This window comes from Caballeronia glathei (assembly GCF_000698595.1).
GTDB lineage: Bacteria > Pseudomonadota > Gammaproteobacteria > Burkholderiales > Burkholderiaceae > Caballeronia > Caballeronia glathei.
The window spans coordinates 1-22122 of the sequence record NZ_JFHC01000096.1; the positions used below are offsets into that span (position 1 = coordinate 1).

Below are 22122 nucleotides of genomic sequence, written 5' to 3' on the forward strand. Positions count from 1 at the left end.
GAAGCTGCAGTATGCGATGCAGGATCGGTCGGTGAACCCGCAAATCGTATGGAGTCGTTGATCCGTGCGTGCTAGGAATCTGCTCGAACCCAAAAGCAACACTGACGAACTTCGTACTCGGTCATGCTAGTGGCAAACGCATCGTGCAAACGCAACACCCGTTAATTTTCAAAGGCAACACTCTTTCATCAGCGCCGCGCATCGCGCCAAGGTCTTGGGCTATATCGACGCCGGCGTCGCGGCAGGTGCCAGGCTCGTCGTCGATGGTCGCGGCCACACTGTCGCCAGCCACGAACAGGGCTTTTTTCTCGGCGGCTCCCTCTTTGACGACGTGAAGCCCGATATGAGCATCTATCGGGAAGAGATTTTCGGGCCAGTCCTGTCGGTTGTTCGAGTGCCCGATCTCGCGAGCGCGATAGCACTTGTCAATGCGCACGAACTGGGAAACTGTGTGTCACTCTTCACATCGGACGGCAGCGCCGCGCGCGCGTTCTCCCGGCAGATTCAAATCGGCATGGTGGGTATCAACGTACCCAGTCCCGTGCCGCCTGCGTGGCATTCGTTTGGGGGCTGGAAGCGATCGCTGTTCGGCGATCACCACGCCTACGGAGAGGAGGCCGTGCGCTTCTACACGCGCTACAAAAGCGTAATGCAGCGCTGGCCTGACAGCATCGCCAAAGGCGCGGAACTTGCGTTGCCAGTGGTCTAGTAAGACGACCAGGCGTTGCGGCGCCTGTCTTCCATTCGAGCACGCGTATAGCAATGAGTCGGCGCCGACTCCGTAGAACGAGTCTGATTGCGCAATAGTCGGTGCGAGCACGACCGGCCACGCGCTCGCTTACTGCTTGAGACTGCCAACTCATGCTTGGCAACCTCGCCGCACAACTTTCTTTCGGCGGTGAGGCGACCAACTGCAAAATCTGGCGCCGACCCGGTCAACGACTACACTCACCGCAAGATCCGCGGGAACCACTTTTTTCCGTTTTTACCACCGAAGACGATCGCGCCAATGATTGCCGACAGGCCAGATCCAAGGACGAAATCCACTGCGCTAGATTCTCAGCCATGTCGCATCGCACCCTCCCGGCGCCGTTCAATACCGCCTCAGGAAAATGCTGTTTAGCTGTGAGACGTTTTGTCCATGTTTAACGGTCAACGTCCGGAAAACTTGAATGCCCCTCGAAGGAGGCAGCTTCGCGGGGACGGTGAAAGGCCGGAATTGACCGGTTTACTCTTGACGACCCTGTGTTAGTAAATACTAACTCAAAGAACTCTGTCGCCTCAAGCGAACTAACCCTCTCCTCCGCAAGGTTTCGTCGAGGCTGAGCGTGGCCGACACATCTCCGCTGCCCTGCGATACCCGTTTAAACATCGCTCGCTTAGACAAGTGTCTTACGATCTTCCCGATGGGCGACCGCCCGGGCCTCTTACAGCCGCACTCCATGCCACGTCAATCGACTGACTCCAGACGCGGTGCACATTTCACTATCATCTACTTCGCGGGATGAAGCCCGGACTGCCAGTCTTGACGACTTCGTTGAACCTCTGCTTGGTCTGAATTCGATTGATCTCGTCAAATGCGTCTGCCGGAAGCGCGGAGATGTCGAAATTTTCCCGCGCGCGGGCCGCAGTCTTTGGGGTGGTAAGCAAAGCCCCCCCGCGCTGCACCGCCCAGGCTAGCAGTACCTGTGCTGGCGTCTTTCCAATTCGCGCGCCAATCTGAGAAATGACTGGGTCCTCAAGTGGCCCCGGCCTTATTCCGTGACCCAATGGCGCAAAGGCCAAAAACACTACCCCTTTCTCCTTGCAGAATTCCAGAAGTTCCGTTTCAGGAAGATACGGATGTGCTTCGACCTGCACCACCGCTGGCTTGACTCGTGCCGATTCGTAGAGGGGTCGTAATTCGTTCAAGCTGATGTCAGACAGTCCGATGGACCGGCATCTTCCATGTTCGACGAGATCTTCCATCGCCCTCCACGTGTCGAGCAAGGTCACTCCTTTATCGTAGATGACATCCCCATTTTCATCGCGCGGGTCCTGCTCATCGCCTGGTTGGAATGCAAACGGCGTATGGATCAGATAAAGATCCAGATAGTCGAGTCCGAGTCTTTTAAGACTTGCCTCGAAAGCCCGTTCGACCCGCTCGGGACGATGATTGGAGTTCCATAATTTTGTGGTCACAAAGATCTCTTCGCGCTCGATCCCTTCAGCGGCAAGCCCCGCCCGCAACGCCTCGCCCACCTCACGCTCGTTCCGATATCGCTCGGCGCAATCGAAGTGTCGATAGCCGGCCGCAAGCGCATCTCTCGTGGCACTGGTAGTCATAATCGCATCGGCAATCAGCGTGCCAAACCCGACAGCGGGCATGCGGCTGCCTCCGTGGTTGAGCACTATCCTTTTGCTCCGAAAATCGGAAGACTCAATCATGACAACACCTCCACACTAACTCGTGCCCAGCGGCGAAGGACCGGCGCTTGAGCGTGCGTTTGTGGCGCCAGGTCCATGAACAGAAAAAGCGTCAAGGTAGCTGAGTCGGATAGCCGCTTCATAAGAAATCCTTAGTTAGAACACCGGTAAAGTGCCTACTGAGTCTCGCTATCCGCAGAAACGTGGAGCGAGGTTGATCGCCGGGCGCGACTAAGCGCTCGACCGCCTAGTCTAGAAGCGCGTGCGTAGCCCCACCGTTGCTACGACCTGATTCGCAGTCGAAGCAGCACCGCCCGCAGTGTTGACGAACGCGACGTAGTTATGGCCTATAACGTGCTGATACATTGCTTCGGCATAGACGTCGGTGCGCTTCGAAAACGAGTACACAGTCTGCAGATTGACCTGATGCCATTTCGGGTCCGAGCCGTACGGCGTGTTGCTGCCATTGCCAACATGGCCGTCCGTATAGGTGTATGCGATGCCCAGTCCAAGCGCGGGCGTCAGTGCGTATTTCCCATTCAGCTCGAAGTTGTCGAATCGCATGGTGCCGCTGTTGTTCCCATTACTCTGGCTGAACGAGGTCGTTCCCTGAAACTGGCTATGCGTATAGACAAAGCCGATCACCGCAGGGCCAAACGTGTAGTTTAAGCCCGCGCCGAAGGTGCGTTGAATATCGGCGCCCAATTGGAAACCGCCCGTTCCGTTGGCCGCCGATTCGTTGACGTCGACTGCGCCCGGACTTGTTGCTGTGGTGCCCGCCGAGCCGTTAATCTGCAAGTAACCCGCGGCAAAATTCAGGGGCCCGAACGCGTAGCTTGCGCCGACACTGTACGCTCGATTGATGGCGAAGTCGGTGCTGTTCGAAAACGCGTAGAGTCCACCGAACTTCAGGCCGCCGTAGTCGATGCTCGTGTACTTGACCGCGTTGTTCATGCGCACGGAATGATCCAGGTTGTCGTTATCGAACGGGTGTGCAAATCCCGCGTCGCCGAACGTGCCCGCCGTGCCCGCGAGCGGTTCGACGAAGTCGACCAGCAAATCGTACTGTCGGCCCAGCGTCACCGTACCGAACTGAGTGCTACTAACACCGACGTACGCCTGGCGACCGAACTCCCGACCGTCCTGGGCGAGCCTGCCGTTCTGCACGCTGAACCCGCTCTCCAATACGAAAATTGCCTTGAGACCACCGCCCAGATCCTCACCTCCCCTCAGCCCCCATCGACTACCGTTGATATCGCCGCTTGTCGCCTGAAAAAGTGAACCGCTCGTCGCACCTTTGACGACATTGTTCGTGTACATGAGGCCCGCGTCGATGAGTCCGTACAACGTGACCGAACTCTGCGCATTAACTGAGAATGCAACAAGCGCACCAGAAAGAGCGAGGACAACGGCAATTTTTTTCACAAGCGCCTCCGGGTGGAGAGAGCGATTCGCAAAGTGTAAGTAGGCGCCAATCCATGGCTATGTTCCACCGATGAGCCCTCCCGCCACGGCTTCCGGTGAGATTCGCACCCATTTTGTCAAAATGGCCGATGCGGTAGCTTTGGGAACAGCGTGAAGGCCCTTTAGTCCAGCAGTTGGGCGCTCCTTGTTGTCCGAAAACGAGATTTGCGCACATCGCGACGGCCTACCCAAGTTCACGGGGAACTTGAGCGATTTGGGTCTATTCCTAACGCGTCCGCCTTACGAACGAGATCGGGGAGCGCGCGCGAAGCCATCTTCTTCATCACGTGGCCGCGGTGAATCTTCACGGTGATCTCGCTTAGATTCATCTCGTACGCAATTTGCTTGTTCAGCAAACCCGCTACCACGAGTTTCAATACCTCCCGCTCCCGGGGTGTCAGGGATTCGTAGGATGCGCGAACGGTCGCCATTGCCTCTTCTGACGCGATTCGCTCGGCATCGCGCCTCAGTGCATGAGCGATGGCGTCCAGCATGTCCTGATCGCGAAACGGCTTCGGGAAAAAATCGAGCGCGCCCGCTTTCATTGCCTTGACCGTCATCTCGATGTCGCCATGAGCCGTCATGAACAAGATGGGCATACGCATGCCACAGCGGATCGCCTCTTCCTGAAATTCGAGGCCACTTTCACCGCGCAATCTGACGTCGAGAATCAGGCAACTGGGCGTGTCGTACTTCGGGAAAGCAAGAAAATCCTTCGGCGATTCGAAGGTTTCGGCATGCAGTCCGACCGAGCGCACCAGACCGTCCAATACAAACCGGATCGATTCATCATCGTCAATGACGTACACGACGGACGTCTTGTCTTCACTGCCGTTTCTGGTCGAAGCCGGATGCGGTTTTGAGGCCATCGTGCCTCCCTTGTTAGCCGGTACGTACGTGTCGAACTTCTGTTTAACCATGCAATAAGATTGCGGCGCGACAATAGTTTGCCTGCAGCGTTAGTTCCATACGAATAGTAGAATCCACGTCTTTCGCAGTCCTTTCAACGGAAAAAATATGTCATTTAATGACCGCGCGGGAGCGCCGTTGTTAAATGGCGTCGAGCAGCAATGCATCGCGCGAAAAGCTCCCCGCTAAGGTGCCACTAGAGCAGCCGGCTGTCTGATGGGACGCGCCTAAGCGCAGCGCACCTGTCCGGGTTATTTAAACATTGAATCCAAAGATTTGTGACGCAGGCTCCGCTTGACGAGTGGCCACTGGCCTTTGCATGATGGCCGTCACTTGCTTCCTGGGGAGTTTCATGAACTGGATCCGCGGGAACTTCTACTGGCTTCAGTCGATACAGATCGCTGCACAACCGATGGTGATCATGTCGATCCTGATGGGGGTAACGACAGGCTTGCCTCCAGCGGAAGACCCGTTTGCTTCGGCCATGTTCAACTCGCTCAAGCGCTTCGCTAGCGTTGCGGCAATCGGTCTCATCGAAGGGCTGGGTACTGCTCGCCAACATTTTCATTCGAGCATGCTCGTGGACCACCCGGGCAACAACGCACTTGTCACGGGCCAAACCATCGATGCAGTTCATGGTCTTGGTGAATTCCCGCATCGAGTCCACGAGCAGGCCGTAGTCATGAAGTCGGCGGATCTCTATCTCGTGATGGCAGGGGTCGCCCTCGCCCTTCTTCCCGTCATTCCGGTGTTACCAGTGCGTAACTATCCGCCATGGAGCACTACGCCCCCTCTTGGCGCTAAGGGACGACATATATGTCACCCGTGATCCGATTTCCTTTTAGAACACGTGGTCTTGTCGCGTGCGTGGTCACACTCGGCGTCGCCGCATGGGCTTGCGTAAGGCTATTTGCGCACTCAGATACCGAGACCACGAACGATGCCTATGTCACCGCCGATTTCACGCTGGTAGCGCCGCGTGTCGCTGGCCAGCTCTCAGAAGTATTCGTAGAAGATAACCAGCAGGTGAAAGCCGGGCAGTTAATGGTGCGTATTGATGATCGCGACTTCCGAGCCGCATTCATGAGTGCGCAGGCGGACGTGGCGGCAGCAAGAGCATCGGTCGCGAATTACGACGCAGAGATCGCGCGGCACCCCGCGCTTGTCGACCAGGCGCGTGCCACGCTTCGCTCAGTTGAAGCGGGGATCGAGTTTGCACGAGCGAATGCCTCGCGCTACCGGAATCTCTCGGAAACCGGCGCGGGAACGACGCAGGAGCATCAGCAAGCCTCGAGCGCGCTCGCCCAGCAACTCGCGCAGCAGTCCCGTGACCGCGCGGCACTCGTTGCGACCCAGCAGAATCTGGTCGTTCTGCGTACCCAGCGCGACAAGGCCGCGGGGGCGTTGGTCCACGCCGAGGCCGCTCTCGAGCAGGCGAACCTCAACCTGTCATATACGGAGATCCACGCGCCCGTTGACGGCAAGGTTGGACGACGTTCGGCGCGCGTCGGCGCGTTCGTCACAACCGGCGCGCCACTGCTCGCGATCGTGCCGCTGTCGGACGCCTATATCGTCGCCAACTTCCAGGAAAACCAGCTCACCGACATGCGACCCGGCCAGGCCGCGCTCATCAAAGTCGACAGCTTTCCAGGCGTAGTGATTCGAGGACATGTCGATAGCCTTGCCCCCGCTACAGGCGTGAGCTTCGCGCCTATAGCGCCTGACAATGCAACCGGCAACTTCACTAAGGTCGTCCAGCGCGTGCCTGTTAAGATAACAATCGACCGGGGACAACAGGCCGCGTCCGCGTTGAGCGTGGGGCTTTCTGTCGAAACAGAGGTCGCCGTTGGCAACCGTGTCGATACGCGGGTCGAAGGTGGAGTGGCCCATAGATGACCCGCGACGGCGTGGAGCTCACGCGAAACCGGGTACGTGAAGGCGTCACTAAGGAGCTGGACGTGGCTAACGCTTTCGCGCAGGCGGAGACGACCGAAAGTTTGATCCCGACGCTCGAATCGCGTAGCGAGCCCACGATCAATGGGATCGGCGTGTTAGAAGTACCCCCAAACTCATCACACTCTGCAAGATACTCGGCGGCGGGTGGGAGTCAACGTATGCCCGACAGGATGTTCCTCATTGACAAGATGGCGTTAAATAACCACTGAGCGTCTTATGTAGAAGCTGGTGATACGGCCCGCGGTCGCCGCAACTGGCCGGCCGATTGCCCCGAAAGATCGGCCTCGTTGAGATGGAAGCCAACTATCTCAGGTCTCACAGACGCGAACGCTCGGGAGCGACCAAAATCGGGAATGCGTGAACGATCGTTTTGGCCGACGACTTCCAATAAATAAAACATCGGCGAACGACCGCTTTCAGGTGCCCCTTCCCTGCAGGTGGACAAGTTGGTTTGATCATGTCAGTTTTCTCAAATCGACTGCCGCTGTCGTGTCGAAGCAATACCAGGAACAGACTGCGTCTTTTGCAAACGACCTCGTTGCCTGAGACGTATCGGGCGGGCCAAGATATGAGCCGCATAGGAGATCCCTATTTGAAAACCGGCGAACAGGCACGGCGCATTGAGCCCCATGCGGTAACGACGTAACGACTCACTAACAGACTCGTGGGGTTCTTCTCCCGTTCGGTCCGACCTCGTCTCGCTATCGCGTCGCGCGGTAGTTGGGATTCGGGACAGTCGGATCATCGGCATCGTAATGCATCTCGGGCAACAAGGCCGTTTGCGAAGACGTTGTAATCACAATTTGGTCTGATAGGCTGAGCAGAAGTCCTTTTTGTGAGAGTGAGAGCTGCGAGCGTCGATTGTCATTCGCACCCTGTTCGCACGGCGCCGTCTTCCTGCGAGCTTCAATCATGCCCGTGCCATTTGGCACCACGGCCACAGGTAATTTGCGCCAATCAACCTGACGGAGCTCTCGCGGGAGAAATGTACGATCTCCAGCGCAGGCCGAAAGGAAGGATTCGCTTTCGCATACGAAACCATGCCGCACGCGCGACGCCGGCAAAACGGGTTCATGAATCCCACTTCGGGAATTTTCCCGCTCCAATGCGCGGAACATCATCGTAAAGATCGGACTTCCAAGTCGCCCAGTTAAATTGCGATTTGTTCTCGCCGCGCAAGAATGTTTTTCCGCTCGAGTATTTGAAACCCCGTCAATTCACATATATTTTGGTCTATCGCAGCCGAAAAACCAACGTTCGAAGTTATGCATGAAACCTCGCACAAGTGTGTCGTTGTCGCCGCGCATCGCGAGTCGGAGGCGCCGAAGTCATGAAGGCATTTTCGAAGTCTCGGTTACCGCGTTGTTGTGACCACACTCTCGATCAAGTGCTCGGACGATGCGAACAAATTTGATCCCCGGGGACGGCTAGAGAACAGCCCTCCACCGGCCCTCGTGAAGGACGCAACATGGCCTCCCCAAAGAACGCGAGCACTCCTGCGCCGTTCACTCGCTGGCAGTTCGCACTGGGCACGTTCGCGGTCGCCGTCGCCAGCTTCATGAATGTGCTGGACTCGTCGATCGCCAACGTCGCGATTCCGACACTCGCCGGTGACTTGGGTGTCTCGGTGGATGAAGGCACGTGGGTCATCACGCTGTACGCCACGCCCAATGCGGTGGCAATCCCGCTGACCGAATGGCTCACGCAGCGGGTCGGGCAGGTAAAGCTTCTCGTGGTGGCGATCCTGCTGTTCGTGGTGTCGTTCACGATGTGCAGCCTCGCGCCGAACTTGCCCATACTGCTCGTGGCTCGCGTCATACAAGGCGCGATGGCTGGGCCGCTGGTGCCGCTGTCCCAAGTCAAACGACGCCAAGGGCGTAGTGATTCGGAATGCTCGCCCGTGCAACTTCTCGGGAATCAGCAGCCGATCCGGCTTGTCGTGCTCGCCAGGTGGGAACGGGTCGATGCGGCAAAATCCGTACGCGTTACCGACTCGATGTTCATGGCAGCCGCGCAAGGGATCGCCTCGGCGCCGTCAGCGTATATCAACGCCGGTATAAATCTGCTGCCGCCCGTGACCGCCCTGCGTGACATCGCGGTTTCGGTCTCTCTCGCCGTGGCACTGCAAGCGCACAAGAAGGTTCCGTCCTCGGGTTTGAGCCCTGACCAGACCAAAGGCCTGATTCGCGGCAAGGTCTGGGCGCCGCACTACGTGCCGTGGAGGAAAATCAAGAGTAGCGCGATATAAGCCGGTTGAACAAAACAGGAGTATTCCTTTGCTCGACACCATTCTTAACGGGCTGTTGCCGGTTGCGTTTGTCATCACGCTTGGCTGGCTATCGGCTCGCATAGGCTTGTTGAAACACGACGATGCCGACGTGCTGGCGACCCTGGTGATCCGATTCGCGCTCCCTTTCGCGCTGTTCGAAGGCGCGGTCAAGACCTCGCCGGACAAGCTGCATAACGTAGGGTTTGCGCTGTGCCTGACCCTCGGCCTAATGGGTACGTATGTCATTGCGTTGGGGGCCGGCCGCTTCGTGTTCAGACATGACTTGCGCACCGCCACCATGCAGGCACTGGTGTGTGCTTTTCCTGACATGGCTTACTTCGGCGCCCCGATTCTCGCTGCGGTATTCGGGCCGGAGGGGTTTCTGGCAGTGCTGGTCGGTAATCTCATCACCAGCATCTTCATGCTGCCGCTGACCATAGTCCTGACCGGATTGGGCGGCAAGAATGATATGGTAAAGGGTCGGCCGGACGTATTGCGGGTTTTCGGACAAAGTATGATATGCGCCGTCATCAATCCCATTGTCTGGCTGCCAGTCTCCGGCATGGTGCTCAGCTTCTGCCACGTCACGCTACCTCGACCGGTGCTGACCTCGGTGGACCTGATCGCAAAGGCCGCCGGTGGCACGTCGCTGTTTGCGCTCGGATTGATGCTTTACGGCGAGCGCTTTGTGTTCAACGCTAACGTCCTGGTGAATCTGGGTATCAAGAACTTCCTGCAACCCGCATTAATGGCACTCGGCGCCGTACTGTTCGGCGTAGTGGGCGCTCCTGCGCACCAGGCCGTTATCACAGGCGCCGTGCCGACCGCGACCGCGGCCGCTATGTTCGCGCTCAAAAGCAATACTTACACCGGCGACGCCACTGCGACGATTCTGGTCAGTACAATTCTCGGCGTCGTAACTGAGGGATTGCTGATCGCGTACTTCTTTTGATGATTCAGACGATCGGTCGCGAAACTTGCAATCCTGTGGGCCGGCATGCGCCAACTACTTCTTGGCACGCGAAGCTGAACAGGCAAGGCACCGAACCGCCGGCCCGGCGCGACCTTGGCCGCCTTGTTTACAAGTCTTCAGTCAGGTCGCTGTGGTCTTCGGCGCGCTGACCTTTTTGGTGGCAGCCTTCTTGGCGAGACCTTTCTTCACGACGGCATCGCTTGGGGCGTTAGCCGCGATGTCGATCAGAAACTTCGTCCGGTCGCGGACATTAGCGATCCGGGCCGGCGGACAAGCGCGCCCGCCACACTCCCGCCGCTCACGCAGCTTCTATTGTGTTGCATCGACCGGTTGAATCCGCAGTGCTTAACGGCCATTCAATCAAGCTCCGGAAACGACATATAGAAGGCAATGATTCTTCTCACGTCCACTTTTCGCGTTCGCCAATTCAAGTCTTAATATCGATGGTCGGGCGTGATGTAACCAATCGCCATTCGTTTCATTTCCACCGATTCAGATCCGCTATTGCGTGATCCTCCTCCCCATTGGGTGACGCATAAGCGCTTGAATTGTTCCTCGCTTCAGCCTCTTCGCGCTCCTGATCGAGCATCACGCGCGCCTGATTCGTGAGCTTCTGGAGGATGCCCGGCAACATCTCGCGCTCGGCGCGCGTGAGGCAGGACAGCAGACGCGCATTGCGTTCTTCGGCAACGGGAAAGACTTCGGACACCAGCGCGCGCCCTTCCGCCGTCAGCGTAATGACGACGCCTCGGCCATCGGTGGCGTCGGCTTCGCGCGCTAGCAAGCCGCGCCCCTCGAGGCCGCTCACCGTGCGGCTGGCAAGTCCCCGGTCGAACTGCGCGTGCTCGGCGAGCCGATTCATCGACATGCCGCGCTTGCCGTGTAACAGCGCGATGCAGCGCCACTCGTTCATTGTCAGGCCGAAGTTGCGTTCGTACTCACTCGACGAGCCCTTCGTGTAGATGTTGGTCAACTGACGCAACTGAAACGAGACGAGGTCGCGCAAATCGCTCAATGCGGGCGCGTCGTGAGCGTCCGCGACGGTCCGCCCGACCGCTTGTCCCTTTGCCTTCCGCACAGTCGCTCCCACGTTCACCTCCAACGGTCAAGGGCACGAATACACGCCCGATTTACATGACATCGTCACGTATTTTAGCAGAAGCGGGCGGGTTCAGTGATCGATGGACGGCCGTCATGCACCGCCCGGCGCAACGGAAAAGACGGCGCTCGCGGTCGCGACCACGTCGTCGGCACCGTTGCGCGCTTCCGCTCCGCAGAAGGCGAGCGTGCGGCCGCAGCGGCGCAGGTGCGCGTGCACCGCGATGCGTCCGGACGCCGGCTTCAGATAGTTCACGGTGAGGCTCGCGGTGCCGAGGTTCTCGACGCGACCACTGGCGCGCGTGGCGAGTCCCATCGCGGTATCGAGCAGCGCGGCGATCAGGCCGCCGTGGGCGTTGCCGTGGCGGTTGGTATGGCGCGGCTCCACATCGCACGCGAGCATCGCCCAGCCGTCGCCGTAATCGACCAGCTCGAAACCCTGTTCGATGCAAAACTCGGATTCGAGCGCGAGCGGCCGAGTCGACGCGGGCGTGTTCATCCGGCGGCGTTCGCGGCAGCGGCATCTTTGGCGCGCACGCGCATCGGATTCAGTCCGGTGCGCGCGACGCGGCTCGCGAGCTGACGGCCGAGCGCCGTTTCGCAGGCCTGCGATGCGGCCATCATCGCGTCCAGATCGATGCCGGTCGCGACGCCCATCGTCTCCAGCACGTTGACGAAGTCTTCGGTGCAGACATTGCCCGTCACGCCGCCGCCATACTTCACTTTAGCGGGATGGCCACCCGTGCCGCCGAACGCGACATCGAAATGACGCACGCCCGCGTCCAGCGCCGCCAGATAGTTGACGATGCCGGTGCCACGCGTGTCGTGGAAATGCGCGATGGTATGCACATCGGGGAACGTTCGCAGCGTCGCGCGGAAGAGTCGCTGCGTGCTCGCCTGCGTCGCCACGCCGATGGTGTCGCCGAGCGTCACGTGATGCACGCCGAGCGAGGCGAATCGCTCGACGTCCGCGAGCACGCTCGCTTCGTCGATCGCGCCTTCGAACGGGCAGCCGAACGCGACGGAAATCGTCCCAATCAGGCGAAAGCGGCCCTGCGCGGCGGCGGCCATCGCCTCGATGCGCTTCCATTGATCCGCGCGCGACTGTTTGAGATTGCGCTGCGAGTGCGCTTCGCTCGCCGACACGAGCAAACTGATCTCGTTCGCGCCGATGCCCGCATCGAGATCCGCCAGCGCGCGCTCGACGGCGCGCAGGTTCGCACAGGTCGCCTTGTAATAGACGCCGTCCAGGCGCGGCAGCGTGCGCAGGAGATCGGTCGCATCGGCGAATTGCGGAACCACTGCCGGATTCGAGTACGACGTTGCCTCCACGCGCGCGAAACCGGCGCGGGCGAAGCGGTCTATCAGCGCGGCTTTCTCCTGCGTCGGGATGAAATCGGTCTCGTGCTGAAGCCCGTCACGGGCGAAGCATTCACACAGAGTCAGGTCGGACATGGTTTTGCGTTGCTTGCGGAAATAGTTGACTGTCGAGCGAATCAAAACATCATTGTGGTTCAATGTCAACTAAATTGCGCGGGCTTGATGGCCGCTTCGCCCGTTGTTCAGCACCCTGCACTGAACGTCTCGACGCCATACCATACAAGCCCTTAAGCGAACTCTCCGTGTATCCCTGCGTCGATGCGCAACGCCAATCGAGAGACGACGATCGGGTTTGCAAGGACCCGATTCATCTCACTTTAGTTGTTTAAATCACGGATATTTGTTTGACTTTATCACGCATCGGCTTTACTCTTTGCCCATCGCTTCGACTCGACCAACCATGACTTCCACCGACAGCCTCCTCATCGAAGACCGCGCCGCCGTGCGCGTGCTGACGATGAACCGCCCTGACAAGCGCAACGCGCTCAACAACGAACTCACGCACGCGCTGCTCGCCGCGCTGCAAACCGCCGACCGCGACCCTTCGGTGAAGGCCATCGTCCTCGCGGGCGCCGGCAAGTCGTTCTGCGCCGGCGCCGACGTCAACGAATTCGGCGGCTTCGTCAATTCGGGCGATTCGGCCAATGCCAACGCAAACAGCGCCGCCCAGGCCGCGCTCGATCGCGCACATCTCACGACCAATCTGCATCGCGTGTTCTCGCAGATCGCGAAGCCGGTCGTCGGCGCGGCGCACGGTTACGCGATGGGCGGCGGCGCAGGCCTCGCGCTCGCATGCGACATGCTGGTCGCGGGCGTTAGCCTCAAGCTCGGTTATCCGGAACTGAAGCACGGCATCGTGGCCGCAATCGTGATGGCCAACCTCGTGCGCCAGGTTGGGCGCAAGGCGGCGTTCGAACTCGTATCGTTGGGCGAAGCCGCCGATGCTCAGCGCGCACTCGCGCTCGGACTCGCCAACCGCGTCGTCGCCGACGATGCCATGCTCGACACCGCCGTCGGCATCGCCGAAAGGCTCGCCGTCTTCGATGCGCCCGCCATGGCCGCCACCAAGCGCCTCTTCCATCGCGTGGCGGATCTGCCGCTGCAGCAGGCGCTCGATGCATCGCTCGATACGAATCTGATGATGCGCAGCTTCCGCAAGGAACGCGCGAACGACAAATGATCGAGACTCCGATTAAGCCGCTCGTCGGCGTCACCGTCATCGAGCTGGCGCGCGTGCTCGCGTGCCCGTTCGCGGACATGATCCTCGCCGAACTGGGCGCGACCGTCATCAAGATCGAGCAGCCGGGCACGGGCGACGAGACGCGCAGCTTCGAGCCGCAAGTAGGCGACGAATCCGCGTACTACTTCGCGTGCAACCGCGGCAAGCAGTCGGTCACGGCCAATCTCAAGACCGACGCGGGCCGGCGCATCGTGCGCGAACTCGCGCAGCGCGCCGATATCCTCATCGAGAATTTTCCGGTCGGCACGCTCGCGCGCTACGGCCTGGATCACGCGACGCTGCGCGCGGACAACGAACGGCTCGTGTATGTGTCGTGCACGGGCTTTGGCCAGACCGGGCCGTACGCGAAGCGCAAGGGCTACGACACCGTGTTCCAGGCGATGGGCGGCATCATGAGCCTGACCGGCGAGCGCGGCGGCGGACCGGTGAAGCCGGGCTTGCCGATCGCCGATCTGACGTCCGGCATGTGGATCGTCATTGGACTGCTGTCGGCGCTGAACGGACGCGCGATGACCGGCAAGGGCTGTCACATCGATTTCTCGATGCTCGACGGACAAGTGAGTCTGCTCACGCTCGCGGCGGGCCGCTACTTCGCGCTCGGCGAAGTGCCGCCGCGTCTGGGCACCGAACATCCGGGACGCGTGCCGTCCGCGACTTTCGCGTGCAGCGACGGCGCGTTCGTCCATATCACGTGCAGCGATCAGCACTGGCTGCCGCTGTGCAAGCTGCTGAAGCTCGACACGCTCGCAAGCGACCCGCTGCTCGCGACCAACGCGGGGCGCGTGGAGCATCGCGAACGCGTGATGGACGCGCTCACGCAGGCCATCTCCGGCTGGACGCGCCAGGCGCTGTGCGATGCCTGCGACGCCGAAGGCGTGCCCGCCGGCCCGATCAAGAACGTCGCCGAAGTGCTCGCCGATCCGCACGTCCGGGCGCGCGGCATGGTGAGTGAATTCGAGCATCCGGGCGTCGGCACCTTCGGCGCGCTGCCGCTGCCGTTCAAGTTCGATGGCTTTGCCAATCCGGAAGTCGTGCGGCCGCCGCTGCTCGGCGAGCACACGGAGCAGGTTTTGCGCGAGCGGCTCGGCTATGACGCGCAGCACATCGCCGCGCTGCGCCGCGACGGCGCCATCTGAACGATGCATGGACGCATAAGGAATACCAAGGGGACACCATGACTGATGACCAAACGCTAATCGTCGAGCTCCTGGACGGCGTGGCCGAGATCGTTCTCAACCGGCCGGAGCAGCGCAACGCGCTCAACGCGCCGATGTGCGACGAGCTGCGCGCCGCCGCCGTGCGCCTGCGTGCCGACGAGTCGATCCGCTGCGTGATCGTGCGCGCGAACGGCCCCGTGTTCTGCGCGGGCGCCGATCTGAAGGAACGCAAGGGCATGAATATCGACGATGTGCGTGCGCGCCGCCTGAAGGCCTTCGCCGCTTACGATGCGCTGGAGAAGATCGGCAAGCCGTGCATCGCGCTGGTCGAAGGGCCGGCGGTCGGCTCGGGCGGCGAGATTGCGATGGCGTGCGATTTCATCGTCGGGACGGAAAAGACGAGCTTCCGCACGCCCGAGGCGCTGTGGGGCACCGTCGGCGCGACGCAGCGCCTGCCGCGCGTCGTCGGCAAGCGGCTCGCGAAGGACATGGCCTACACGGGCCGCAGCCTGTCCGCCGAGGAATCCTTGCAGGCGGGGCTCGTGTCGCGCATCGTGCCGGCGCACGAGGCGGTGAAAGTCGTACGGCAGATGGCGCGCGACATCGCCGCCGCGTCGCCGCTCGCGATGCAGCTGACGCGCGATTGCATCGATCGCGGCGTGGAGAGCAATCCCGCGGGCGCGCTCGCCATCGAAATCCTCGCCATCGATACGCTGCTGCAAAACTCCGACTGGAAGGAGTCCATTTCGAGCTTCGGCCAGCGTGGCGACGGTGCGCAAGACGATCAGAACAACGGAGCACGCCATGCATGACGATTACGCAGCCTATGCCGAACGCTTCGGCCTGACGCAGCCGGTGACGCTGCCCGTGATTCTTGCCGCGCGCGCCGCCGCGACGCCCGATGCCGAAGCGCTCGTCATCGACGGTGAGCGCATCGATTACCGCGCGCTCGCGGAGCGTGTGCAGAGCGCCGCCGCGCGCATGATCGCGGCGGGCGTGCAGCACGGCGAGCACGTCGGCATTCTGATGGGCAATTCCATCGACTGGGTCGTGCTGTTTTATGCGGCGTCGTCGATCGGCGCGGTGACGGTGCCGGTCAACACGCGCTTCAAGCTCGACGAACTGAACTATTGCCTGAAGCAAGGCGACGTGCGCGTGCTGTTTTACGTCGATACGTTCCTCAACATCGACTATTCGCAACTGCTGCGCGACGTCGAGCCCGCCTTCGATGCGACGCTGCCCGGCGACGTGCTGCCGCTCCTGCGCCGCGCCGTCTTGATGGGCGGCACGGAACGCGCGCTGCCCGCGGGCGCCGAGCGCTTCGAATCGCTCGCGGACACGCCGGAATCGCGCGCCGAAGCCGTCACCCGCGCACACAGCGTGACGCCCGACGACACGCTGCTGGTCCAGTACACGTCCGGCACCACGTCGTTTCCGAAGGGCGTGCTGCTCCGGCATCGCAATATGTTGATGAACGCGGCGGCATCCGCGCAGCGCATCGGCGTGCGGGCGGACGACCGCTATTTCAGCGTGCGGCCGTTTTTCCACGTCGCGGGCACGACCATGTCGCTGCTGGTTTCGCTCGTGTCCGGCGCGTGTCTCCTGTCGGTGCCGTCGTTCGATGTGCCGAAGGTGCTAACCATCCTCGACGAGGAACGCTGCACGCTCACGTCCGGCAACGATACCATCTTTCTGATGCTGATGAGCCATCCAGAATTCAAATGCGAGCGCATTCACCTGCGCGGCGGCTGGGCGGCGGCAGGCCCCGAGATCATGCAGAAGATCCACGACGTGATGGGCGTGAAGCACATGGTCGGCGCGTATGGGCAGTCGGAGGCATCGCCGAACGTCGTGCTCAACGACTGGCGCGATCCGCTCCAATTGCGCGTGGCGGGCTGGGCATCACCGCATGCGGGCATCGAAATTCGCACGGTATCGACGGAAACGGGCGACGTGCAGCCCTCCAATGCGCCCGGCGAAATCCAGGTGCGCGGCTGGAGCGTGATGAAGGGTTACTACAACAAGCCGCAGGAAACCGCGAAGGCGTTCAGCGAAGACGGCTGGCTGCGCACCGGCGACCTCGGCGTGATCGATGCCGACGGCCGCCTGCGCATGCTCGGCCGGCTTAAGGACGTATTTCGCGTTGGCGGCGAGAACGTGGCGCCCGCCGAAGTCGAGGAAACGCTGTTCGGGCATCCCGCCGTGCAGCTCGCGCAGGTGGTCGGCGTGCCCGATCCACGTCTGGGCGAAGTGGCCGCCGCGTTCGTGGTGCTGCGGGTGGGCGCGCAGGCATCGGGCGAAGAGCTGATCGCGTGGTGCAAGTCGCGCTGCGCGAACTTCAAGGTGCCGCGCTATCTGCGACTCGTGCAGTCATTCGACGACATCGGCATGACGGGCAGCTCGAAGGTTCAGAAAAACAAACTGCGCGACTACGCGATCCGCGAGTTCAATCTCGCGTGAGTGCGGCGCGGACGGCCGCGGCCATTCGCGTGTCGCCGCCGAAAAGCCATTTATCAAGGAGGAGACAATGACGACGTACGCATCCGACGCCGTCGGGCTCACACGCCCGGAAGAAGCAGTCAGCGAATCGACGTATCGCAAGATCAACCGCCGCATTCTGCCGCTGCTGTTCGTGTGCTACATCATCAATTACATCGATCGCGTGAATATCGGCATCGCGCAGATTCAGTTCAAGGCGGATCTGCATTTCAGCGATCTCGTGTATGGCATCGGCGCGGGGCTGTTCTTCGTCGGCTTTCTGCTGTTCGAGGTGCCGAGCAATCTGTTGCTCGCGAAAATGGGAGCGCGCCGGACGCTGCTGCGCATCATGGTGCTGTGGGGCGCGGTGTCCGCCGCAACCATGTTCGTGCGTACGCCGTTCGAGTTCTACGTTGCGCGCATGTTGCTGGGCGTGGCCGAAGCGGGGTTCTTTCCCGGCATCATTCTTTACCTGAGCTACTGGTTCCCGGCCGAACGGCGCGCGCGCGTGACCGCGCTGTCGTTCGTCGCGATTCCTGTCGCAACGATGATCGGCGCGCCGCTCTCCGGCTGGATCATGCACAGCTTCCATCAGTTTCACGGCCTCGCGGGCTGGCAGTGGATGTTCCTCCTCGAAGGCCTGCCCGCGATCCTGCTCGGCATCGTCGTGTACTTCCGGCTCGAGGATCGTCCTGAAGCGGCCGCCTGGCTCACGGCGGAGGAGAAAGCGAGTCTCGTCGGCGTGCTTGCGGCCGAGCGCCGTCAGCGCGCGACGCACGGACACGGCGGCATGCTCGCCGCGCTGCGCGACTGGCGCGTGTATATCGCGGGGCTGGTGTCGTTCTGCGCTTACGTGCTGGCGAGCACGATCGCGTTCTTCGCGCCGATGGTGATTCAGGCGACCGGCGTGCACGACGCGTTGCAGGTCGGCCTGCTCGCCGCGATACCGCCGGTCGCGGGCATCGTGACGATGGTGATCGTCAGCCGCCATTCCGACCGTGCGCGCGAACGCCGATGGCATGCCGCCGTCCCGCTGATGTGCGCGGCGGCGGGCCTCATCGCCCTGCCCTTCGCACGCGGCGATCTGATGTTCTCCGTGTTGCTGCTCGCCATCGCGACGTCGGGGCATCTGTCGAGCCTGTCCGTGTTCTGGACCATTCCGTCGACCTATCTCGGCTCGACGAGTGCGGCGGCGGGCATCGCGCTCGTGAGCAGCATCGGATCGCTCGGCGGGCTCGTCGGCCCAAGCATGATTGGCTATGTGAAGTCCGTCTCCGGCAGTCTGACCCTCGGCATCCAGTTCGCGGGCTGCCTGGTTCTCGCGGGCGGCGTAACGTTGCTGATCGGTATTCCAGCGCGCCTGCTGGCGAGCGGCCAGTCGCGATAGATAGAAACTCAGATTTCGAAGGGACTACACGATGACACCGACCAGACTCACCCGCATGCTGAACATTCGATATCCGATCATCCAGGCCGGCATGAGCTGGGCGTCGTCGAACGCGGCGCTGCCTGCCGCCGTCAGCAACGCGGGCGGCCTCGGCGTCATCGCGGCCGGGCCGATGTATCTCGATGATTTCCGACAAGCCGTGCGCGATGTCAAGGAAGCCACCCACGGCGCTACCTTCGGCGTGAACCTGCCGCTGTACCGGCCGGAGGCGGCGCTGTTTCTCGATGTCATCGAGGAAGAGCGCGTGCCGGTCGTGTTCGCATCGCAGGGCGGGCCGAAGGCGCACCTGGAGCGTTTTCAGCGGATCGGCACGCGCTGGATTCATGTCGTCTCGACGCTCGAACATGGGCGCAAAGCGGCTTCCGCGGGCGTCGATGGGCTCGTCGTCGTCGGCGCGGAAGCGGGCGGCCATCCGCCAGCCAACGGCGTGAGCACGCTGATCGCCGTGCGGCGCGGGGCGCAGGAGTTTTCCGTGCCGATCGTCGCGGGCGGCGGCGTGGCGGACGGCTTCGGCATCGCGGCTCTGCTCGCGCTCGGCGCGGATGCTGTGCAGCTCGGCACGCGCTTCATCGCGACGCGTGAATCCGGCGTGCACGAGAACTACAAGCGCGCCGTGTTGGAAACCGAAATCGATCAAACGGTGCTCGTGGGCGTGCGTCAGCTTCCGGTCCGCATGACGAAGAACCAGTTCGCCGCCGACGTCCTGCATGCCGACACGCACGAAGCCGATGACGCCGCTTACGACGCGCTCTTCAAAAGCAGCACGCTGAGACAAGCGGCGCTCGATGGCGATATCGAGCGCGGCAAGGTGGAACTCGGCCAGTCGGCGGGCCTGATTCACGATATGCCGGCCGCGGCGGATGTCGTGGCGCGGCTCGTCGAGGAGTATCGCGACGCGGTGGGAAGGCTCATCGTCTAAATGTGGCAAATTTACACTCACGCCGATTCATAAATCATCTATTTCGCATACCTAATGCCAATAACGGGGACTTGGAAGATGAAGAACGCATGCGCCGCAGCCGCTTTCCTCGCCTTCACCTGCGCGGTTCACGCGCAAAGCAGCGTCACGCTCTACGGCCTGATCGATACCGCCATCTCGTGGCAAACCAATCAGGTCGGCGCGACGGCCGCGAACGGGCGCGCGCTGTCCAGCGGCAGTTCCGTGGCGCTCGGCCCGGGCTTCTTCAACGGATCGCGATGGGGCCTGTTCGGCACCGAAGACCTGGGCGGCGGACTGTCCGCGATCTTCCGCATCGAGGCGGGATTCAATCCGACGACGGGTGTCTCGCTGCAAGGCAACCGCGAGTTCGGACGGCAGGCGTACGTGGGCATCAAGAGCGGATACGGTCAACTGACGCTCGGCCGCCAGTACAGCGTTCCATTCGAAACGCTGCTGCCGTACGACGTCATCAGTTGGGCCAATTCCGCCGCGACCGATGTCTGGGTTCAGTTGCTCGCCGGCTCGCGCCTGGACAATACAGCGAAGTACACGCTCACTATCGACCAGTGGAAGTTCAACGCGGCCTATTCGTTCGGCGGTCAGGCGGGCAGTGTGTCGCATGGCTCCACGTATGCGGCGGGCCTCAACTATCAGGGCAACGTGTTTTCCGCAGGCGTCACCGCGCAGCAGGCGAAAGACCTCGTCGGCAACAAGCAGTCGAATCTCGGCGCGGGCGCGTCGTACGTGACCGGGCCGGTGACCTGGCAGGCCTACTATCTCTACACGCGTCGCGACGGCGCGTTCACGCCGACGAGCGGTCAGGACTTCTCGCCGACCTACGGCACCTACACTCAGCTCTATACGAATCCCGGCAACACGAACATCGGCACGAGCAGCGAGGCGCGCACGGACAACGTATTCCAGTTCGGCGCGACGTGGCAGGCGACGCCCGCGGTGCAGATCAAGGCAGCCGCCATTTACGATCTCGGCCGCCATGTGGACGCGAACGGCGAAGGAGGCAACAAGCTTTCGACGTTCCTGACCGGCGACTATTTCCTCTCCAAACGTACGGACGTGTATCTGGCGGGCGCATGGAGCAAGGTCAGCGGTACGTTCAACGGCCCATTCGCGGGTCATGACGACAGCGCATCGGTCACGCTGGGACTGCGCCACCGGTTCTGATCGAGTTTGACTCCCGAGACTTTTAAAGCATCGATTGTTCGGAATTCCCTGGCGCCGAGGTTCGCAACCGCTTACTGAGCAGTGTGCGGCACTCCATCGTCAGCGAAGGAACGCTCTCGTAGCCTGGTCGGCGATCTTTATCGGTCGATCGTCCGCTAAACAGAAGTCAACCGCCGTTCAAATGTCCAGTGAACGAGGATTCGACCGTCTCCTCGTGGCCCGTTCAGCGACATTTCGCCAGCCACTCCTATACGTGCCACGGATGAGCGCGATCGAATTCGAGTCAGTGAGAACTCTCGCCGGCGAGACAGTGTTAATAAGTCGCAGGAGAAGCCGCTGATTTCCGAAGACTTGTTTACCGTTTATTCGGGCATTTTAAACACCAGTGCGTCCGGGCAACGTCGATGTAAATAATCGCTGAAGCCCCGGAGAGCAACGCGTCATTGTCGCCCCTTTCGGCGTCACTCTCGGGTCTTCGAGCTTGACTGCGGGGGACATTCAGACCGTCGCGGAAGCGTACTCTTGGGCAATATAAGATCCATCTTGAGCCTTGAGCAATCCGAACGCACCTTCTCTAGCGACAGAATTGCCGGGAGGCGGCTGGACGAGGCCGTCTGGGAACTACTTTTCGCGTTAAGTCGCGGTTCGTTGGTTTAGTTGAATGCGTTTCATGGACCAGACGATCGTCCTGACATCGCTGTCGCAAGAAGGCCTTTCCGCCTCAGCCAGCAGCCATCCTTATCGCCTTTATTGTCTGGGCTACCCCGAGTATATTCATGACGCGCTTGAGGTTGTAGGCCAATACCTGAAGGACCATTTCGGCTTTAACCTGCGTATTCCACGGCAAAGTGAACAAGGATTCCACGGCAAAAAGAACGTTGAGGACGGCGCAGTTGCTCTTGTGGCAGCGCTTCTTCCAGGCGAGCATCAGCCCGATCCCGCCCGCCACCAAGCCGAGGCCGATTGGCCAGAAGATCGGACAACAAAGCGTGAAGCCGGCCCGACGCCTATGGCGCAACCATCTCCGCTGAAGGTGCCGATTAGCACGCCGACCGTCTCGGAGTTTTTCCTGGACATGCTGCTCATGAACGGGACAGAAATCATTCATGCATGGACATTCGACTGGGAGCTATCTACGCTGGCTAAGCGACAAACGACGCTCGAATGTCTGAAACGGACGTGGCGCGAGTGACGGCTACTGGCCGAACCCAGAACTTTTTGCA

18 protein-coding genes and 3 pseudogenes are annotated in these 22122 nt (G+C 61.1%); 15 read left to right on the forward strand and 6 right to left on the reverse strand.

All coding sequences use genetic code 11. From position 1 onward, the window contains the following. Positions 1-187 precede the first annotated feature (187 nt). A pseudogene (locus BG61_RS34300) lies at positions 188-709 on the forward strand (aldehyde dehydrogenase family protein); the annotation flags it as partial. A 779-nt stretch (positions 710-1488) separates the two neighbouring features. On the opposite strand, the gene BG61_RS34305 reads toward BG61_RS34300, so the two are convergent. From BG61_RS34305 to BG61_RS34315, 3 genes are all read right to left on the reverse strand, one after another. Beyond that, entirely contained in the window at positions 1489-2427 is a 939-nt protein-coding gene (locus BG61_RS34305; RefSeq protein ID WP_035942728.1) for an aldo/keto reductase, read from the reverse strand. Between the two features lie 231 nt (positions 2428-2658). Continuing rightward, a complete protein-coding gene (locus BG61_RS34310) occupies positions 2659-3831 on the reverse strand; it encodes a porin (RefSeq protein WP_035942729.1) in 1173 nt (390 codons plus the stop codon). 233 nt (positions 3832-4064) lie between these two features. After that, a complete protein-coding gene (locus BG61_RS34315; RefSeq protein WP_035942744.1) occupies positions 4065-4739 on the reverse strand; it encodes a response regulator transcription factor in 675 nt (224 codons plus the stop codon). Between the two features lie 341 nt (positions 4740-5080). Between BG61_RS34315 and BG61_RS34320 the strand changes: the two are divergent. The 6 genes and pseudogenes from BG61_RS34320 to BG61_RS34340 all read left to right on the forward strand — a co-directional run. Further along, positions 5081-5608: pseudogene (locus tag BG61_RS34320) on the forward strand (MFS transporter); the annotation flags it as partial. Further along, on the forward strand, positions 5596-6675 hold the full coding sequence (locus BG61_RS34325) for an HlyD family secretion protein (RefSeq protein WP_035942733.1): 1080 nt from the start codon (positions 5596-5598) through the stop codon (positions 6673-6675). The pseudogene BG61_RS34320 and the gene BG61_RS34325, both read left to right, overlap by 13 nt. Further along, the gene (locus BG61_RS45110; protein ID WP_035942734.1) at positions 6672-6944 is read left to right on the forward strand and encodes a hypothetical protein; all 273 of its coding nucleotides are present in this window, start codon (positions 6672-6674) and stop codon (positions 6942-6944) included. Before BG61_RS34325 ends, BG61_RS45110 begins: the two co-directional genes overlap by 4 nt. Positions 6945-8203: 1259 nt before the next feature. Then, positions 8204-8593, forward strand: a pseudogene (locus BG61_RS44370) (MFS transporter); the annotation flags it as partial. A 144-nt stretch (positions 8594-8737) separates the two neighbouring features. Continuing rightward, positions 8738-8983 carry a hypothetical protein gene (locus tag BG61_RS44375; protein ID WP_233469234.1) on the forward strand — a complete coding sequence of 82 codons (246 nt, stop codon included), beginning with the start codon at positions 8738-8740 and terminating at the stop codon, positions 8981-8983. A gap of 28 nt (positions 8984-9011) precedes the next feature. Further along, positions 9012-9956: an AEC family transporter gene (locus tag BG61_RS34340; RefSeq protein WP_035942736.1), complete on the forward strand. Its 945-nt coding sequence runs from the start codon at positions 9012-9014 to the stop codon at positions 9954-9956. 499 nt (positions 9957-10455) lie between these two features. Here the strand turns inward: BG61_RS34340 and BG61_RS39545 are convergent, their stop codons facing one another. The 3 genes from BG61_RS39545 to BG61_RS34355 form a co-directional block, all read right to left on the reverse strand. Then, positions 10456-11067 (reverse strand): MarR family winged helix-turn-helix transcriptional regulator, encoded by a 612-nt coding sequence (locus BG61_RS39545; protein WP_152565264.1) that lies wholly within the window; start codon positions 11065-11067, stop codon positions 10456-10458. A 102-nt stretch (positions 11068-11169) separates the two neighbouring features. Further along, positions 11170-11574, reverse strand: a complete 405-nt coding sequence (locus tag BG61_RS39550) for a PaaI family thioesterase (RefSeq protein WP_051672996.1) — start codon at positions 11572-11574, stop codon at positions 11170-11172. Then, positions 11571-12530, reverse strand: a complete 960-nt coding sequence (locus BG61_RS34355) for a hydroxymethylglutaryl-CoA lyase (RefSeq protein WP_035942750.1) — start codon at positions 12528-12530, stop codon at positions 11571-11573. Before BG61_RS34355 ends, BG61_RS39550 begins: the two co-directional genes overlap by 4 nt. A gap of 217 nt (positions 12531-12747) precedes the next feature. Between BG61_RS34355 and BG61_RS34360 the strand changes: the two genes are divergently transcribed. The 8 genes from BG61_RS34360 (at position 12748) to BG61_RS43740 (ending at position 22091) form a co-directional block, all read left to right on the forward strand. Beyond that, entirely contained in the window at positions 12748-13635 is an 888-nt protein-coding gene (locus tag BG61_RS34360; protein WP_241486499.1) for an enoyl-CoA hydratase/isomerase family protein, read from the forward strand. Then, positions 13632-14831 (forward strand): CaiB/BaiF CoA transferase family protein, encoded by a 1200-nt coding sequence (locus tag BG61_RS34365; protein WP_233469232.1) that lies wholly within the window; start codon positions 13632-13634, stop codon positions 14829-14831. Before BG61_RS34360 ends, BG61_RS34365 begins: the two co-directional genes overlap by 4 nt. A 38-nt stretch (positions 14832-14869) precedes the next feature. Continuing rightward, the gene (locus tag BG61_RS34370; RefSeq protein WP_051672997.1) at positions 14870-15664 is read left to right on the forward strand and encodes an enoyl-CoA hydratase/isomerase family protein; all 795 of its coding nucleotides are present in this window, start codon (positions 14870-14872) and stop codon (positions 15662-15664) included. Next, a complete protein-coding gene (locus tag BG61_RS34375; RefSeq protein WP_051672998.1) occupies positions 15657-17312 on the forward strand; it encodes an AMP-binding protein in 1656 nt (551 codons plus the stop codon). Before BG61_RS34370 ends, BG61_RS34375 begins: the two co-directional genes overlap by 8 nt. A 67-nt stretch (positions 17313-17379) precedes the next feature. Then, a complete protein-coding gene (locus tag BG61_RS34380; RefSeq protein ID WP_035942738.1) occupies positions 17380-18717 on the forward strand; it encodes an MFS transporter in 1338 nt (445 codons plus the stop codon). Positions 18718-18748: 31 nt separating this feature from the next. After that, the gene (locus tag BG61_RS34385; RefSeq protein WP_035942740.1) at positions 18749-19696 is read left to right on the forward strand and encodes an NAD(P)H-dependent flavin oxidoreductase; all 948 of its coding nucleotides are present in this window, start codon (positions 18749-18751) and stop codon (positions 19694-19696) included. Positions 19697-19774: 78 nt separating this feature from the next. Further along, positions 19775-20899 carry a porin gene (locus BG61_RS34390; RefSeq protein WP_051672999.1) on the forward strand — a complete coding sequence of 375 codons (1125 nt, stop codon included), beginning with the start codon at positions 19775-19777 and terminating at the stop codon, positions 20897-20899. Between the two features lie 670 nt (positions 20900-21569). Further along, positions 21570-22091 (forward strand): hypothetical protein, encoded by a 522-nt coding sequence (locus BG61_RS43740; protein WP_206540627.1) that lies wholly within the window; start codon positions 21570-21572, stop codon positions 22089-22091. The last annotated feature ends 31 nt before the right edge of the window (positions 22092-22122 follow it).